The 17,400-nt window shown below is 62.3% G+C and carries 13 protein-coding genes; 4 read left to right on the plus strand and 9 right to left on the minus strand.

Going from position 1 to position 17,400, the window contains the following annotated elements; translation table 11 throughout:
* Positions 1–7 precede the first annotated feature (7 nt).
* A complete protein-coding gene (locus DWV32_RS05465; RefSeq protein WP_117757499.1) occupies positions 8–862 on the minus strand; it encodes a class II fructose-bisphosphate aldolase in 855 nt (284 codons plus the stop codon).
* Positions 863–978: 116 nt separating this feature from the next.
* Positions 979–2,181 carry an MFS transporter gene (locus tag DWV32_RS05470; RefSeq protein ID WP_117757500.1) on the minus strand — a complete coding sequence of 401 codons (1,203 nt, stop codon included), beginning with the start codon at positions 2,179–2,181 and terminating at the stop codon, positions 979–981.
* A gap of 300 nt (positions 2,182–2,481) precedes the next feature.
* Here DWV32_RS05470 and DWV32_RS05475 point away from each other — a divergent pair, with 300 nt between their 5' ends.
* A complete protein-coding gene (locus DWV32_RS05475; RefSeq protein ID WP_117757501.1) occupies positions 2,482–3,345 on the plus strand; it encodes a MurR/RpiR family transcriptional regulator in 864 nt (287 codons plus the stop codon).
* Positions 3,346–3,394: 49 nt separating this feature from the next.
* Positions 3,395–4,222, plus strand: a complete 828-nt coding sequence (locus DWV32_RS05480) for an HAD hydrolase family protein (protein ID WP_158566084.1) — start codon at positions 3,395–3,397, stop codon at positions 4,220–4,222.
* A gap of 294 nt (positions 4,223–4,516) precedes the next feature.
* Here the strand turns inward: DWV32_RS05480 and DWV32_RS10490 are convergent, their stop codons facing one another.
* Positions 4,517–4,756, minus strand: coding sequence for a helix-turn-helix domain-containing protein (locus tag DWV32_RS10490; protein WP_255413143.1), 240 nt, complete (start codon positions 4,754–4,756; stop codon positions 4,517–4,519).
* A gap of 224 nt (positions 4,757–4,980) precedes the next feature.
* Between DWV32_RS10490 and rlmKL the strand changes: the two genes are divergently transcribed.
* Entirely contained in the window at positions 4,981–7,551 is a 2,571-nt protein-coding gene (gene rlmKL / locus DWV32_RS05490) for a bifunctional 23S rRNA (guanine(2069)-N(7))-methyltransferase RlmK/23S rRNA (guanine(2445)-N(2))-methyltransferase RlmL (RefSeq protein ID WP_117757503.1), read from the plus strand.
* 94 nt (positions 7,552–7,645) lie between these two features.
* Here rlmKL and DWV32_RS05495 read toward each other — a convergent pair whose 3' ends face one another.
* The 4 genes from DWV32_RS05495 to DWV32_RS05510 form a co-directional block, all read right to left on the minus strand.
* The gene (locus DWV32_RS05495) at positions 7,646–8,359 is read right to left on the minus strand and encodes a response regulator (RefSeq protein ID WP_199407905.1); all 714 of its coding nucleotides are present in this window, start codon (positions 8,357–8,359) and stop codon (positions 7,646–7,648) included.
* Positions 8,360–8,363: 4 nt separating this feature from the next.
* On the minus strand, positions 8,364–9,989 hold the full coding sequence (locus DWV32_RS05500) for an ATP-binding protein (protein WP_117757504.1): 1,626 nt from the start codon (positions 9,987–9,989) through the stop codon (positions 8,364–8,366).
* A gap of 136 nt (positions 9,990–10,125) precedes the next feature.
* The gene (locus tag DWV32_RS05505) at positions 10,126–12,153 is read right to left on the minus strand and encodes a KUP/HAK/KT family potassium transporter (protein ID WP_117757505.1); all 2,028 of its coding nucleotides are present in this window, start codon (positions 12,151–12,153) and stop codon (positions 10,126–10,128) included.
* 159 nt (positions 12,154–12,312) lie between these two features.
* On the minus strand, positions 12,313–13,161 hold the full coding sequence (locus DWV32_RS05510) for a nitroreductase family protein (RefSeq protein ID WP_117757506.1): 849 nt from the start codon (positions 13,159–13,161) through the stop codon (positions 12,313–12,315).
* A 214-nt stretch (positions 13,162–13,375) separates the two neighbouring features.
* On the opposite strand from DWV32_RS05510, the gene DWV32_RS05515 reads away from it, so the two are divergent.
* Positions 13,376–15,676, plus strand: coding sequence for an LTA synthase family protein (locus DWV32_RS05515; RefSeq protein WP_117757507.1), 2,301 nt, complete (start codon positions 13,376–13,378; stop codon positions 15,674–15,676).
* A 453-nt stretch (positions 15,677–16,129) separates the two neighbouring features.
* Here the strand turns inward: DWV32_RS05515 and DWV32_RS05520 are convergent, their stop codons facing one another.
* Together DWV32_RS05520 and DWV32_RS05525 are read right to left on the minus strand one after the other, a co-directional pair.
* Positions 16,130–16,828 (minus strand): hypothetical protein, encoded by a 699-nt coding sequence (locus DWV32_RS05520; protein WP_117757508.1) that lies wholly within the window; start codon positions 16,826–16,828, stop codon positions 16,130–16,132.
* Between the two features lie 2 nt (positions 16,829–16,830).
* On the minus strand, positions 16,831–17,400 hold the full coding sequence (locus tag DWV32_RS05525; RefSeq protein WP_117757509.1) for a hypothetical protein: 570 nt from the start codon (positions 17,398–17,400) through the stop codon (positions 16,831–16,833).

A 17,400-nucleotide genomic window follows, 5' to 3' on the forward strand; every position in this document is an offset into this window, starting at 1 on the left:
GTCTCTCCTAGAGCGAATAGTGGTTGGGGTTCAGAAGCTGGATCTTGCTGGCGACGAACGCGCGCATGTCGGGGGCGGCGTCCATCAGGAGGCCAACGCCGTTGCCGTCGTTCTTGCCGGAGTTTATGTCCTTCTCGAAGGCGCGGTACATGGAACGGAAGTACTCCGTGGCGATGTTGAACTTACTCATGCCGAGGTTCACGGCCTCCTGGAGCTGCTCGTCGGGGATGTCGGAGCATCCGTGCATGACGAGGGGGACGCTGACGGCCTCCCTGCAGGCCTTGATGCGCTCCATGTCGAGGTTCGGGACCTTGACGTAGGGGCCGTGGGCGTTGCCGACGGCGATGGCAAGCGAGCCGCAACCGGTGCCCTCGACGAACTCCTCGGCGAGGTTCGGGTCGGTGTAGTGGTCGCTGTTCACGAAGTCGTTGGCGTCGGAGCCGTTGCCGACATGGCCAAGCTCGGCCTCGATGTCGACGTCGAAGACCTTGGCGACCTGGACGACGTCCTTCGTGAGCTGGAAGTTCTCCTCATAGGGAAGTGAGGAACCGTCGACCATGACGGAGGGGAAGCCAGCCTTGACGCCCTTGACGGCGATCTCGTAACCAGCGGAGTGATCCTGGTGGACGGCGATGGGCACGCTCGCGCGCTCGGCGTAATAGCGGGCGGCGAAGGCGATGATGTCGAGGGCGCAGTGGCCCTCGAAGCCGGGCCAGTACTGGATGATGAGGGGCATGTGCTCATCCTCGGCGGCCTGGATCGCATAACGAATGGTCTCCGTGTTGATGACGTTGATCGCGGGCACGCCATAGTGGTGCTCGGTCGCATGTTGAAGAAGCTCGTTGACCTTGATGAGAGACATCTTTCCTTCCTTTCACCTGGATAATCATTGGATCGGACAGTTCTCAGCTCGTCAGCTGGTTGAACACGAAGCGAAGCGCGAGGCACGCAGGCGCTTGCGAACCGCGGCACCACAGCCTATGCGGCCGCCTGGCCCTCAGGCTGTAGCGCCGCGCCTCGACGCCACAGCACGTACGCCACAAGAGCAACGACCGCAGCAATCGTTGAAGCGAGGGCGAAGGCCAGGAAACCCGCGTGCGTGCCGAGCGCGTCGCACGCCCAACCGCCAAACAGGTTCGCAACCACGACGGACAGACCGCTCTGGACCATCGCGAAGGCGCTCTGACCTCGAGCGCGACAATCCTCGTAGGTGTGGTTGGCAATGTAGGTAACGCAGGAGTAGTAAACGGTCATGTAACTCACGCTCTGCAGCAACTGGCCGCAGATCATGACCGGGACGATGCCGGTGCCCACGAGCACGAGCCTGAGCGCCGCCATGAAACAGGAAAAGATCAGGAGGTTCATCTCGCCGAAGCGCCTGACCAGCTTGGAGGAAACGAGCAGGATGGGGATCTCGCTCGCAGCGGAGACCGCGCTCAGGACGCCCACGAGGTTCTGGCCCTCGCCAAGCTCGACCGCGTAGCGGCCCAAGAACGCCCCGATGAAGCCAATCGCGGCCGAGCTGATGAAGGCGAAGACCAAGACGAAGGCGATCTCGTTGCTGGTGAACAGCGAGAGGAGGCCCTTTCCGTGGGAGACCTTGGGATCGTCCGCGGCATTGGCGCGAACTCCCGCCTCGGGGAGGCGCCACATGTGAGCCGCGAAGGCCACCAGCACCGCGGAGACCACCGCGAACTGGATTTGAGGAGCCGCGTCAAGCAGCCTGCCGACGATCAGGACGACGATGGCGTAGCCGATGGTGCCACCCATGCGGATGCGAGAAAAGTCCAGGCCAGAGCGATCCGCGAGCTCAATGACGAGGGAGTCGCTCAGAGGCAGAAGCCCCGAGAAGAACGCCGAGAACGCAAAGGTCACGAGAAGGACCGGGGCGAACGTCGACGCCAGGTAATACAGCGGAGCGAGTACCGCCGCCGCAAGGCAGAGGGCCACGATGACCGCGCGGCGGCGCCCGAGCTTGTCGGCGATCGTCGACCAGAGCGGCTGGATGGCGAGCGCGCACACCGGGGTCGCCGCGAGGAGGATGCCGGTCTGGGCCGCGCTGAGGCCGAGGCTCGCGTAGTGAGCGGAGAGGAACGGCGAGTACACGCCCGCGCAGACCCAGTAGAGGACGTTCGCGAAGAACAGCGAGGTCATGCTTGCGTTTGCCTTCGCGTTGTGCATCGCGCTTCCTCCTTCTTGCTCGCCGGGCGCCCGTCTGGGCTTCAAAGTGATTCGCCATCAAGCGTGAAACGGAGTTTCGAGGCGTTGGAACGATGTTCTGTTGTTTCATCGTTTTCGTGCCGTTGTTTCACGGCTCATAAGATAGCAGCTCAAGCTGAGATTGCGCCGGAGAAGCACCGATTTACCGTGAACGGTAGGAAATGAGCGGTGAAACGCTTTTTCGCCGCTCATGAAACATTTTGCCTAATTTTCATCTCTCTTGACCTAAGATACAAAGCAAACCAAGGCCAAGGAGTAACCATGGATAAGACAGGGGATGTGCTCAGCCACATCTGCGCGGTCATGAGCAGCCTATCCCCCTCGGAGAAGGCAATCGCAACGTATGTGCTCGACCACCCGTCGGACGTCGCAACGATGACCGTCCGCGAACTCGCCGCAGAAACCGGTACGTCACCGGCGTCTGTTTCGAGATTCGCAAGGACGCTTGACTACCGAACCTATTCGGATATGCGCTTGGCGCTCGGCATATCCATCAGCAGGGCATCCGGCGAGGAAAAGGCCACGGGCGGCAAGGTTACTCTGGATGACGTCGAGGGCTCCATTAAGTACGTCCTGTCTCACAAGGTCAAGGAGCTCTCCCAAACCACCTCGCTCATTGACCCCGATGACTTTTCGGCAGTCGTCAATCTGCTCCACAACGCCAACCTCGTCCTGATCGCGGGCGTCGGCAACTCGATTAGCATGGGCGTAAACGCGGCGTTCAAGCTCTCGCAGGTTGGGGTCAGGGCGTTTTGCCCCAGTACCACCGAAGCCATGGTCTCCGCCGCAACCAGCCTCAAGGAGAATGACGTCCTACTCGTCATTTCGACGTCCGGATACTCGAAGCGCCTCGTCAACATATTCGACTCTGCCGAGGATTCGAACACCCCCATCATCATGATCACAGACAACCCGGATACGCCGCTCGCGAAGCGTGCCACACATATCATCCGAGCCATCTCGCGAGATCAGGCCATCATCGGAACCGAGGTCGCCTTCTCGCACAGCTCGATCAACTTCGTCATCGAGCTGCTGTTCCTCTTCCTGACCTCTTGCTGGGATGACCCGGTAGAGTTTAACAGGATCATCTCGAAGAATCTCTTGGGAGACAAGCAATACAGCTAGAACGACGCACGCCGGCGCACCGATGCCCAGACCGAAACGGGAGGACCCCTTGATAAAGCTCATCCTCGCAGACATGGACGGGACCCTGTTGCCGTTTGGCTCAAGGGTCGTATCGGAGCGCACGCACAGCGCGATTCTTTCGGCGCTTGATGCGGGCATCGCGTTCGGCCCCGCAAGCGGCCGCGACTACGCCGACCTGGCCGATGCCTTTGACGGCGACGCGCGCTGTTTCTCGACCGGCATCATGGCCAACGGAAAGAAGGTCTTCTCCAGCGGCGAACTCGTATTCAAAAAGACGCTCTCGACGGAGGCCCTCGTCAAGCTCGATAGCGCCGTACGCCCCTACGCGGGAACGTCACTCTGGCTAGTCGCCGATGTCGATGAGACTGGCAAGCGCTGCGAGCAGTTCCTCTGCGCCGTCGAGCCTGGCGACGAATTCGCCCTGGAAGTCGTTAAGGACTCCGGAAGAGACATGGCGCTCGGAGACGTGCCCGCGAACCGTGACGTCATCACCGCCGGCATCTTCGTCAACGTCAGCTCCGCCCCGACGGAAGTCGTTCGGAGTCGATGCAAGGAAGCCTGCCCAGAGCTTGATTTCCCCTCGCCCGTCCCATTCTTCCTCGATGTTGTTCCGGCTGGCTGGAGCAAGGTAAACGGACTCGACGCGCTTCTCAGCAGCCTTGGGGTCACGCTGGACGAGATCGCTTTTATCGGAGACTCGGAAAACGACGTGACGCTCCTCGAAAAGGTGCCGAACTCCTACGCAGTCGCAGGCGCGATGCCGGAGGCAAAGGCCGCGGCCCATCACCTGATCGGGGACGCGGCCGAGGACTCCGTCGCGAAGCTCATCGAGCAGATTGTCCAGCAGCGAGGTTAGGGTTCCGCCAGCGCGGCATACGCCGTACGCCTCGCCATTCGCTCGTGGCGCGCTACCTCGTGACGATCCAGAGCGTGGCCATCGTCGCGATGCCGATGCCCACGATGAGCGCGACCCACAGGACACGGACCACGGGGTTCATGTCGCCCGCCACAGCCATGTCGTTCGCGCGTCAGAACCAGCTCTCGTTTGCCTTGCGCATGATGACCTCCCTTGGTCTCGATTACGCCATCTATGGTCGAGTAATCGCAGATCACGTGCCATCGATTTGCCTAACGCCCAGCTTTCAGTTCTTTAAGGCGGCGGGAGCCCGCGTGCAGACTCCCACTTGCGGCACCGAGCCCTGGCGTTCGGGCGTCCGGGTGGCGACGTGTCGCCTCCCCACGCGCCCCTGGTCACGGTCGAGGGCGACCTGCCGAGCTCCGTGGCGATCTCGCGGGCGCTTCGATTGCGGTCGAGCATCCTCTCTATCGCATTCCTCTCGTGCCTCGTGAGCCTCCCGTACGACCTTCCGGACGGTTTCAGTCTGGACATGCCGGCTTCCCTCCATCGAGGGCCGGGGGATTCCGGCGCCTCTGAGGTTGCCTACCCGGATTCGAGCCTCAGGGCTCAGCGCAACGCGCTGCGCTGAGCCCTGAGACTGTTGCAATGAAAATGAGAATCGAGGGGCACGCATCAATCATATGGGTTCCTTTCGAGGATAAGGGCAAACGAAGCATCCATCATATAATGGAGCGACGCAACCAGAGAGGTCACCCATGGAATTTTACGCAAGCTGCCCCGAGGGCTTTGAGTCCGCACTCTCCGATGAGCTTAAACGCCTCGGGCTTTCGCATGTCCGCCGCCTGAAGGGCCGCGCTACGTTTGAGGGCGAGCTCGAAGAAGGCTACCGCGCCTGTCTGTGGTCGCGCCTGGCGAGCCGTGTGTTCGTAGTACTCGGGCGCTTTGAGGCACAGGATGCCGATGAACTGTACGACAGCGTTTACGACATCGCCTGGGAGACCATCATCCGCCCCGGCGCCACCATCGCCATCACCGCCCGCGGCGTGACCGAGCAGTTGCGCAACACGCGCTTCTCGGCCCTGCGCGCCAAGGACGCGCTGTGCGACCGTCTGGCCGAGACCACGGGCCGTCGCGCCGACGTCGATGCCGCCGACCCCGATGTTCACCTACTGCTTTCGCTGCGCCAGCGCCGCGCGAGCATAAGCCTGGACCTTTCGGGCGACCCGCTGTTCAAGCGCCTGCCGCCCGCGGCGACCCGTGCCGGCGAGGGTGCGCACGTGTTGCGCCCCGACTACGCCGCCCTGGTGCTGGCGCAGGTCGGCTGGACCGCACTGTGCGAGCGCGAGCTGACGGCCGATGATTACGAGAACGAAGCCCTGCCCACGCTGATCGATGCCTCGTGCGCCGGCGGCGGCCTGTTGCTGGAAGCCGTGAACATTCTGACCGACCGCGCCCCGGGCGCCACACGCGAGCGCTGGGGCTTTGAGGGCTGGCAGCTGCACGACGCCGCCCTGTGGGAGCAGCTGCTTGCCGAGGCACGCGAGCGCGAGGCGGCAGCGCGCGAGCGGCAGGCGCGCATCGTGGCTGTAGACATCGACCCCGCCGCCCGCAAGACTGCCGAGCGCATGGTCAAGTGCGCCGGTTACAAACGTTTTGTCGACTTTTGCGCTGCCAAGCCAGCCACTGTGCTGGACCATGCAGGCGCTGTCGCCGGCGCCGCCGTGGTCGCAGACACCACCGAGACCCCGCTTTCGCTCATGCACGACGCCATGACGCTGGTCGGCGAGCTGCGCCGCGCGCCCGAACTCGCTTCGGCACCGGTCGCCGCGCTCACCCGCGACGGATTGCTGGCCCGCGCGCTCCACGCTGAGTCCGAGCACTCGATCGCCGTCATGCCCAATAACGAGGAAGCAGCTATCGAGGTTTGGCCCTCGCTCGACCACGCCGCGGCAGTGTTTGAGGCTGCGACCAGCGCGAATGCTGAGGGCGAGACCGCGGACGCCGACGACGTCATCAGCGACGAAGCCCCCGCCCCCGCCATGCCCGAGTCCGCCGCCACGCTCGACCTGGGCGACGGCAAGCCGCTGCCCGTGCTCATCCCCGAGTCCGAGCAGTTCGCCAACCGCCTGCGCAAAAACGCCCGCCTGCGTCGCAAGTGGGCAAAGCGCGAGGGCGTGAGCTGCTACCGCGTCTACGATGCCGACCTGCCCGACTACTCCGCCGCCATCGATCTGTACGAGGGTTGCCCGCAGACTCCGGGCCGCTGGCTCGTCATCGCCGAATACGCCGCGCCCAAGACCATCGACCCCGCACTGGCTCAGGCCCGCATGCTCGACATTCTGGCTATCGCGCCGCGCATCCTAGATGTTCCCGCCGAGCATGTGCACGCCAAGGCCCGCATGCGTTCGCGCGGTGGCTCGCAGTACGGCAAGCAGGGCGCCGGCAAGGGCGGATCGGGCGAACGCGCCAACATCGCGCGCCGTCGCCTCCCGCTCATCGAAGAGGGCGGCCTCACCTTTGCCGTCAACTTTGACGACTACCTGGACGTGGGCATCTTCTTGGACCACCGCGTCACCCGCAACCTGGTGCGCGAGCACGCCAAGCAGGCGCGCCGCTTCCTCAACCTGTTTGCCTACACCGGCACTGCCACCTGCTACGCGGCCGATGGCGGCGTCGAGGAGACCGTGACGGTCGACCTCTCCAACACCTATCTGGACTGGGCCGAGCGCAACATGTGCCAGAACGGCTTTGTGGGGCCTCAGCATCATTTTGTGCGCGACGACGTGCTCGCCTGGATTCGCGACCAGCGCCAGACGCGCAACCGCTGGGACCTGATCTTTGTCGACCCGCCCACGTTCTCGAACTCGTCCAAGATGGGCCGTCGCACCTGGGATGTCCAGCGCGACCATGTTGAGCTTTTGGCCGGCGTATCGCGCCTGCTCGCGCAGGGCGGCCATGCCATCTTTAGCTGCAACCTGCGCGGCTTCCGCCCCGAAACGCGCAAGCTCGCCCGCGCGGGCGTGGTGCTGGAGGACATTACGGCGCAGACCATCCCCGAGGACTTCGCGCGCAACCAGAAAGTGCACCACTGCTACATCGTGCGCCGCCTGCCCATCGAGGACGCCATGGCCGAGGTCGGCTTTAGCGCCGAGGAAATTGCCGAGCGCGTCGAGGAACTGCGCAACCCCGAGGCCCGCAAGACACGTGCGGCAGTACCCGCGCACGCGCAGGCCGGCAACGGCAAGTCCAACTTTGCCGGCAAGCCCTTCCCCGCCGGCAAGCCCAAAAAGAAGAAGTTCTACGCCAGCAAGCCCAAGGGCAAATAACAAAGTTGCTGTGGAATACGGACTGTTTTGCCTGGAATTAGGCAAATTTAGACCGTATTTCACCGCAACTCATATTGGGATGGTGGTTGGCGATCTAGCCTTGGATGACCAATCGGTAACCAATACCCACGTGCGTCTGGATATAGCGCGGATGCGCGGGGTCGGACTCGATCTTCTTGCGCAGCGTGCCCATAAAGACGCGCAGGCTCGCCAAGTCGCTCTTGGTCGCCGTGCCCCAAATCTCGTGCAGGATAAACTGGTGCGTCAACACCTTGTCGGCGTTGTGCGCCAGCAGACACAGGAGCTTGTACTCGATCGGCGTCAGGTGCAGTTCCTCGCCATCCATCATGGCAATGCCGGCATCAAAATCGATATGCAGCTCACCGGTATCGAACGAGCCCTCGGAGGCAACGCCGCCCGTTTGCGCATACGAAAGGCGCCTGAGCGTCGTGCGAATGCGCGCGAGCAGTTCCTCGACCGAAAACGGCTTGGTCAGGTAGTCGTCGGCACCAGCATCGAGCGCGCGGATCTTGTCCGCGTCCTCGCTGCGCGCCGAGACCACGATGATCGGCATGCCCGACCACGTGCGCACCGACTCCACCACCTTGACGCCGTCCATATCGGGCAGGCCCAGATCGAGCAGCACAATGCTCGGCGCCTGCGACGAGGCGGCGGCGATGGCAGCATGTGCGGTCTCCACGGCCATATGGCGCAAGCCGTGCGCCTCGAGCGCGGCGACGATAAGGTTGCGGACGGCGGGATCGTCCTCAACGACCAAGATGAGCGGTTTCACGGCAGAGTTCGGCACAGCGCTACTCCTTATCAAACGAAACGTCGGCGGCGGGAAGCTCGATCGTAAAGACCGAGCCGTGCGGGTCCGCCGCGGCAACCTCTATGCTACCGCCATGCGCCAGCGCAATGGAGCGGCAAAGCGAAAGCCCCAGGCCCACACTGCGTCGGCTATCGGCCAAACCATGGTTGGCGGTGTAGAACGACTCAAAGATACGCTCGCGGTCCTCGGGAGCAATGCCCGGGCCGTCATCGGCCACCGAGCACGCCACGCGTCCATCGCCGGCGTCAATCGAGATCACGATATGCGAGCCTGCGGGCGTGTAGGTAATGGCATTGTTCACCAGGTTTACCACCAGCTGCACCATCAGGCGCGCATCGACATTGACGAGCGCCGGCTCATCGCTCGCCACCACCTTAAGGTCGTGCTCGCGCACGGCCGGATTAACATGGCGCAGCGCCTCCTCGACGATATCGTCCATAAGCTCGAGCGTGGTCGACAGATGCATGCCGCCGCCCTCGAGTTTGGTGATGGCGAGCAGGTTCTCGACGGTGGCGTTGAGCCACAGCGCATCCGAGCGAATTGATAGCAGCAGGCCGCGGCGCGTCTGGGCATCGAGCACCGCGGTGCCGGTCGAACCCTGATCGAGCAGCACGTCGGCATTACCCGAAATACTGGTAAGCGGCGTGCGCAGATCGTGCGAGATGGAGCGCAGCAGATTGGCGCGCAGCTGCTCATTTTTGGCAAGCACCGCCGCCTCCTCGCGGGCCTCCATGGCGCGGGCGCGATCGAGTGCCAGCTCGCCTTCGCTCACTATGGCATCGGCAAGTGTCCGCTCCTCGTGCGTCAGCACGTCGGGCTCGGCAACGATAGCCAGCACGCCCACCACCGAGGCGGGATCGCCCGCGCGCACCATGGTGTCGCCCGAGCGCACGGTCAGGTAGATGCCGTAGAACGCCGAGCCGCCGTAGGTGGCATCGAGCGGCGTTCCCACATAGGCGGACGCCGAGAGCCGCGGCGGCATCTGCGGCGCCAGTTCGTGCACCGGCGCGGCATCGCCCACGGCCGTGTATGTCGCACGCGGCAGCAGGTCATCGCCCTCGGCGTCGGCGCTGTACCACACGACAGGACAGCCCGAAAGACGCGCCAGCTGCGTTGCCATGGCATGGACAATCTGCTGCTTATCGGCGCAGCGCTGCAGCATGCGGTTGGTCTCGAGCACCATCTGCGTGCGGCGGTCGCTGGCGGCGGCCTGCGCCAAGGCGCGGCGCAGGGCCAACGCAATCGAGCTCGACACGAGCGAGACCGCAAACATAATGAAGAACATGCCGGGATAGACGCGGTCGATAAACGACAGCGCGTAGCGCGGGTCGACAAATAAGAGGTTGTAGAGCGCCACGGCGGCAGCCGAACTCAGCAGGCAATACAGGCGGCTCCAGGTAAAGAATGCGCACAGCTGCACGGCGAACACATAGACGATCATGATGCTCGGCGCGAGACCCGGATGGTCGAGCAGCGCGCCCACAATCGTCGCCGCGACCAGCAGTCCCGCCGACACGCAGGCGTCATACAGAGGGCTGCGACGCGTCAACGTCGTGCGCCGCCACCAAAAGTTCTCGGCCATATCGCCGTCCGTACGGACGTCCATCAGCGCCCTGCCCCTCTCTCAAAAACAAAAACCACCACAAAGGGGACTGGCACCTTTGCGGTGGTGGCCTCCTTGTGGTGGTTTCAAGTGTATAGCCTTTGCAGCCTGCGGTCGCTAGACAAACAGCAGACGTCGACTACGGACGCTCGTCGGGAGCCAGGCGCTGCATCTTGCTCACGGCCTTAAACTTGGTGAACAGCGGCACGTACTCAAAGCTCACGTTGGAGTTCTCCAGGCCGTACCAGCGCGCGGGGGTGCCGGCAGCGCGGCGGATGATGTACTTGAGCGTGATAGCCGTGCGCTCACTCGGCTCCACGTCGCTCTCGGGCGCCAGAAGCTTACGGATCATGACGAACTTGAACGTACCGATGTTGCCCGGGTCCTTGTAGACCGAGTAGTCATGCGTCTGTGCCGGCAGCTCGCCGCTGGCAGCCAAATCCTGAACAACCTGACGCAGATAGGCATTGACGCGCTGGTTGATCTTGTAGCCCAGATACAGATGCACGCGGAACACGTAGTCGGTGCCGAACGTCTCGACCGAGTAGGCAAAGGTATGCGGCTCCTCCATGGTCTCGACATTCACGAACCACCAGGCGCGAGCGCGCTTGGGGTGCTTGTCCAAGATCGAGTAGACGATATCGCGGTCGATGTAGTCGGTATTGGTGTCCTTGGTCAGGTACACGATGTTGTCACTCATAAGCTCGTAGCGATCGTCGTCGCGCAGGCGCTTGAGCTGCGGCAGGTAGCTGCGCAGCGGCAGCAGCGTAAACTGGCGCTGCTCAACAGCCGTACCGTTGTACCAGCACACCATGATGCCCATGATGAGCGCGGCCATGAGGATGGTGAAATAGCCACCGTGGAAGAATTTGGTGAGCGAGCTCACAAAGAAGAAACCCTCGAGCATGAGGAAGAAGACGGCAAAGATCCACGGCGCGATCTTGAGCTTGCGCTCCACGTGCAGATAGAAGAAGAGCAGCAGCGTCGTGCACATCATGGTCAGGGTAATAGCCAAGCCGTACGCAGCCTCCATGTGCGCCGAGTTCTGGAACAACAGCACCACGATGACGCAGCCGACAAGCATGACGTTGTTGACCATGGGGATGTAGAGCTGGCCCTTGGTCTCGGCAGGATAGAAGACCTGCATATGCGGCATGAGGTCCAGGCGGCTGGCCTCGGACACCAGCGAGAATGCGCCGGTGATGAGCGCCTGCGAGGCGATGATGGCCGCGACGGTGGAAAGGCCGACGGCAAAGGGGCGCAGACCCGGGGCGAGCATCTGGTAGAAGGGGTTGAGGTCGGCGATACCCATGAGCTCCGGGTTGCCGGCGTTGTTGATAAGCCACGCGCCCTGGCCCATGTAGGACAGCAGCAGGCAGCACTTAACGAACGGCCAGGTGGCGTAGATGTTGCCGCGGCCCACATGGCCCATGTCGGAGTAGAGCGCCTCGGCACCGGTGGTGGCAAGGAAGCAGCTGCCCAGAATCATGATGCCCGCATGGTTGTTGGGGCTCAGCAGAAAAGCGATGCCACGCAACGGGTTGAGGCACAGCAGCACCGCGGGATACTGGCAGACAAAGAACAGGCCCGTGCCGCCCAGGAACAAAAACCACAGCGTCATGATGGGGCCGAAGGCGTGACCGATCTTGGCCGTGCCGATGCGCTGCACCAAGAAGAGCGCGATGATGATGGCGAGCGTGATGGCGACAACGCGGCCCTGGTCGTCACCGAGCACGGCGTGAACCGCCGGAATGGTGCGCAGGCCCTCGATGGCCGTGGTCACGGTAACGGCAGGCGTCAGGATGCCGTCGGCGAGGAGCGCCGCGCCGCCCAGCATGGCGGGGATGATGAGCCACTTGCCGCAGCGCTTGACCAGGCTGTACAGGGCAAAGATGCCGCCCTCGCCGTGGTTGTCGGCGCGCAGCGAGATCAGCACGTACTTGACGGTCGTTAGCAGCGTGACCGTCCACACGACAAGGGAGAGCGCGCCGAGCACGAACTCCTGCGTGACGCTTCCGATGCCGCCGTTGCCGGCAACGAGCGCCTTGGTTACATACATGGGGCTGGTGCCGATATCGCCATACACCACGCCCAGCGTGACGAGCATCGCCGAGATGCTCACAGGAATCGCAGCGTGCGAGGCTACTTCCTTTGCCTTTTGTTCCATAAGCCGGTTTCCTCCCAATTTTAACGTTCGACGGGATTATAGGTAATCAGCCCATATTTTAATGGCACCGTTTTCCCAGCTAGATAAACATTTATGCGGCCTTTAGGCCACCGCGGCGATATGGAATGTGACAAAGGGACGCCCCCTTTGTCACATTCGTCATTTTCCGAGCCAGTTTTTGAACCACCACTCCATAGAGCGGCTCATCTCGGCCATAAAGGGGCTCGTGTGCTTACGGGTGTAGATGTCGATGACGCGCTCGCCCACCTCGCGGGCGTGCGGGCGAAACATCGCATCCATCTCGGCCACCTGCGCATCCATCGTCGCGGCGTCGGCGCGGCAATAACGCTCCTCGTGCACCAGGTTCACCACGGGATGCGCGATTGCCGGGCGCTCCTTACGGGGCGTGCCGATGATGAGCATCGACAGCGGCATGGTATAGGCAGGCAAGTCCAGCAGTGCGGCAACTTCCTCGGCGTTCTCGACGATATCGCCGATATAGCAGCTCCCCAGCCCCAGGGCCTCGGCGGCAACCACGGCGTTTTGGGCGGCGATCACGGCGTCCTGGGCCGCGATGGCAAAGTCGCCCAAACCCGGCGCACGACGGGGCGACTTGCCCGTGCGCTCGACAAACTCGGGCTCAAAGCAACCCACATGCTCAAACAGATCGATCCACTTGGCATAATCGACCACAAATATGAGTGCCCAGGGCGCCTTGGCGATCATGGGCTGGTGGTCGCACAGGTCGGCCAGACGGTCCAGCGTAGCCTGCTCGCGAATGCTCACGATGGAATACATCATCATGGCGCCCGCCGACGGCGCGCGACTCGCCGCATGCAAAACCGCCGCCCGCTGCTCATCGGTCACCGCCACGGAACGGTCGTTGTCATCGCGCGCAAAAGCGCGCGTAGAGGAACGGTGCTCCAACGTGTCCAGCACCGCATTGCCCGTGGTCTCGACCGGATAGCCGCACGTATCCACAGCCTTGGTGCAAACCTGCTCGCTCATCGCCTCATCCTCGCTAATTCTTTAAGAAGCCTTTACGTTTCCGTGTAATTCCCGTCCATTATCGCGCAGGTGGGCACTCAATTGCGCAACACCGCCATACTCGCGCGTTATTATGGCTGGTTGTTGTACGCAGCCGTCAAATGCTGCGCATATCTCGGTAACAATCGGGTTAATCCCCGCTTTCGTAGGTTTTAAGTTTGTGAGGAGTCTCAGCATGTTCGCTGCCGCCATCTCGCTCGTCGGTCTTGCGGCGACCGTCTACCTTGTCTTGCGCGAGGCCAAGGCCATTCGCGCACAGTCGGGCACCGTTGCCAAAAGCGCTCTTGGGTGGAGCGTCGTCTTCGGCCTGTTCCAGCTCTTTTTGACCGTCTGGGGCGCTATTGGCCTCGTCGCCCAAAACGAGCCGCTCGCCTTTGTGATGCTCATCCTGACCAACGCCATCCTCACCGGCTGCGCTTGGGCCAGCATCGCCCGCGACCGCATCGCCCCGCGCATCTTTGCGTTCGCCTCGGCCGACGCCCCCGCCCCCACCGGCAAGCTCGCCCGCCTGCGCGGTGCCTTTGTGGGCCGCCCGCTCGTCGCCGCCGTCTTGTGCCTGCTGCTCGCCGGCGTCTTTGCGCTGCTGGGCATGGAGGTCTCGTCCAACCACGACTTTACCTGGGTCTACCCCCTGTGCATCCTGCTCGAGTGGGCCATCATCACCGTGCTCATGGTCGGCCTGTTCTTCCTATTCCAGCGCCACGGCGCAGCTCCCGCGGTCCTGGCCTTTGCCCTCTTTGTCCTGGGCATTGCCGAGTTCTTCGTCATCACGTTTAAATCCATGCCCATCCAGCCGGGCGACCTTTCGGCCATCTCCACCGCCGCCGCGGTCGCCGGCAATGGCTACACCTTCTCCATCTCGCTGTTCTGCGTGCTGTCCATGGGCTTTACCGCCATCGCCATGCTGCTATGCGAGTACGCCGGCCTGGTGGCGCCGCATCGCCAGAAGGGCGCGGCCAGCGCCAAGCGCATACTGCTCACCAACCTGCTCGTGGCGGTGCTGTGCCTGGGCGGCGTGACCGCACACGTCACGCTCATCGACTACTACAACACCCTCGGCATCACCGTCTACACCTGGCGCCCGCTCGAGAGCTACTGGCGCGAGGGCTATCTACCTGCCTTTATTAGTGCAGCACAGTCCATCAAGCCGCCCAAACCCGCCGACTACTCCGTCGACGACGCCAAGGCCACGCTCAAAAAGTACGCCAAGGCCTACGACAAGTCCGATGCCGCCAAGAGCGACGAGCGCACCGCCGCAAAGGAGCAATTCGACAGCGAGAAGCCCACGGTCATCGCCATCATGAACGAGACCTTCTCGGACCTGTCCATCTACCAGAACATGCGCGCCGGCTACGAGGGCCCGCAGTACTTTAAGAACCTGTCCAACTGCCTCAGCCGCGGCAAGCTCTACGTGAGTGCCTACGGCGGCGGCACCGCCAATACCGAGTTTGAGTTTATGACCGGCAACTCCATGGCCAACCTGGGTTCGGGCGTGTACCCCTACACCATCTACAACATGGAGACGACCGGGAACCTGGCAGAGCAGTTCAAGTCGCTCGGATATTCCACCACGGCCATGCACCCCAACCACGCGACCAACTGGAACCGCGAGAACGTCTACAAGGACTTTGGCTTTGACCAGTTCCTGTCCATCAACGACTTCCAGGGTGCCGACACCCTGCGCGGCATGGTGACCGACCAGGCAACCTACGACAAGATCCTTGAGCTGCTCGATCAGAACGCCGATCCGCAGTTTATCTTCGACGTGACCATGCAGAACCACTCGGGCTACGACACGGGCCTGCTGCCGGTCGACAAGCAGATGCACCTGAACATCGACACGACGGACCTGGACGCCAAGACCGTCGAGGACGGTACGCTCTCCGATGTCGACGAGTATGTCTCGTGCATCGAGCAGTCCGACCAGGCGCTTCGCTACTTCCTCAACGCCCTGAGCAAGCTCGACCGTAAGGTTGTCGTGGTGTTCTGGGGCGACCACCAGCCGTTCTTCCCGTCCAAGTTCAACGACAAGTGGTTTACCGGCGAGGATGATGCCACGCACCAGGAACGCCTGTGGCAGACTGACTACATCATCTGGGCTAACTACGACGTTGCCGGTTGCGACCAGACGAGTGAGGTCGACGACCTGTCCACCAACTACCTGTCCACCCAGCTGATGCAGCTGATCGGCGCCCCGCTTTCCGACTATCAGAAGGCGCATATGACACTGCGCGAGTCGCTGCCCGCCATCAACTCCGTGGGCTACGAGGACGCCAGCCTGCGTTGGGCGCTTTCCTCCAACGTCACCGGTGACGACGCCGCTGCCGCTGCCGCCACCAAGGCGCGCGAGGATTACGCCAAGATGCAGTATTACGAGATGTTCCGCGACGGCAAGAACGTGTATACCGAGCACTTCCAGACCGAGGCCAACGAGACCGACCCCAACCTGGCACCGGGCACGACCAAGATCAAGTAGCGGGTCTATCGACCTGGTTCGTCCGCCCGGGCGGCGCGGAACGTAAGGTTCCCTGCTCGGACAGTCCTGCTCGCACGGAGAGCGCATTAAGTGCTCTCCGGCTCGTGCGGAACTCGCGATGAACCTTACGTTCCGCGCCACCGAGCAGACGCCTCGGTGTTGAGGCGCGGCTTGTCATGAGAGCATCCGCAACATATGTAAGTTGAAGGCCACATTAAGTGGCCTTCTTTGTATTCGGAAAGCCCGTCCCGCTCTGAATACATCCGGGCATGGAATATCCGCTTATTAGGCCTTCCATCAATAAAGGGGCGCCCTCCCGGGCGGCGGGCACGAAGTTCATCGCGAGTTCCGCACGCAAAGAAGGCCACTTAATGTGGCTTCCTTTGCGCAGGACTGTAGAGCAGGGAACTTCGTGCCCGCCGCCCGGGAGGGCGAAGCATTTAGAAGATGGACCTAGCGCTTATCCCTCCGGGATAAAAGCAGCGCGGCCATGAAAGCAATGATTGCAAGCGTCAGCAACACCAAGAGCAATGCGAGCGTGCTGTCGCCGGTTGCCGCCAGGCCAAACAGACCGGGGCTCTTACTGCCAACAGGTTGTACGGGGATCTTCTCGCCATCGTCTTCGGCGGTGATTTCCCAGCGAATTGCCTTGTTTGCGTCGGCAAGCTCGTTGCCCACCGACGTCGGGACACTTAGTTGCAAATTGAGTACCGTGCTGCCATCGCTCGTAAACGTTGCGACCTGCGTGGGATAGGCAAACACGCTGCCCGGCGTTCCTGTCTGGAGCCAACCTGCAGAGGCATCGCCCACAGTCGCCGTTAAGGTGGTGGGAGACAGCATATGTGCCGTCTCGTGATCGACAACAGCCCGCACAAACACACGTACCTGGGACTTTACACCCGTGGCACGAACCCCAATCTGTTGCTCGCGTACATCGCCGGGCATTAGATCTTTAAAGGCTGGAAACAGATCGGGCTCCCCCGAGGAGTCCGTCGCTCCCGATACCGTTAGCTGGCGTGCATTTCCGTCATAGGCAATCGTGGGAACGTCAGCAAACGCACGTGCAGGAACGGCAAGCGCGATAAGGCAGACGATTGCCGCCATCACGCAGCGCAAGGAACACACAACGTCTTTACGAATCGGAGAAGCCATACCTACGCACCTCCATGCGGCGGCACCAGCACGCCATCCTTGACTGTACAGCCCCATGCCTCTGCAACTGCATCGTCGGGCGTGGATTGAATTGCTTGGGTCGAAATGTCAACGACCAGGTTCTTCCCATCTGCCTTCTGCTCAGTCACGCTCTTGATGAGCACATCGGTTTTGCCCATCGAAGCAACGGGAGACGTCCAGTAGTAGTATCCGTCGGACGCGACAACCCAAGATGAGGCGGTGTTGGAAGCAGATGCCTTGGACACACTGCCCCAGTCAATGACGTAGTCGGTGCCGGCAACCGGCTCATCCCACAGGCGCGCGCCATCCTTATCCTGCCAGTAGATATTCACCGCGACACGCAGGTATGCCGGAGCCGAGCCCGTATTTTTTACCGAGACATCCCTTTTCACGTTGTCCTTGAGCGTCTCGTCCACCGAAGGCGCCACCGAGCCAAAGCCAAACTTGTTGACCAGCACGCCCGTAACCGAAAGCCACGCAAAGGTACCAGCGGCGCCAGCCAACAGGAGAACGCCGACAAGGAGGGCGACGATCTGCTTGCGCTTAGTCAT

The organism is Collinsella sp. AF04-24, from assembly GCF_003465685.1.
In the GTDB taxonomy this organism is placed as follows: Bacteria; Actinomycetota; Coriobacteriia; order Coriobacteriales; family Coriobacteriaceae; genus Collinsella; species Collinsella aerofaciens_AP.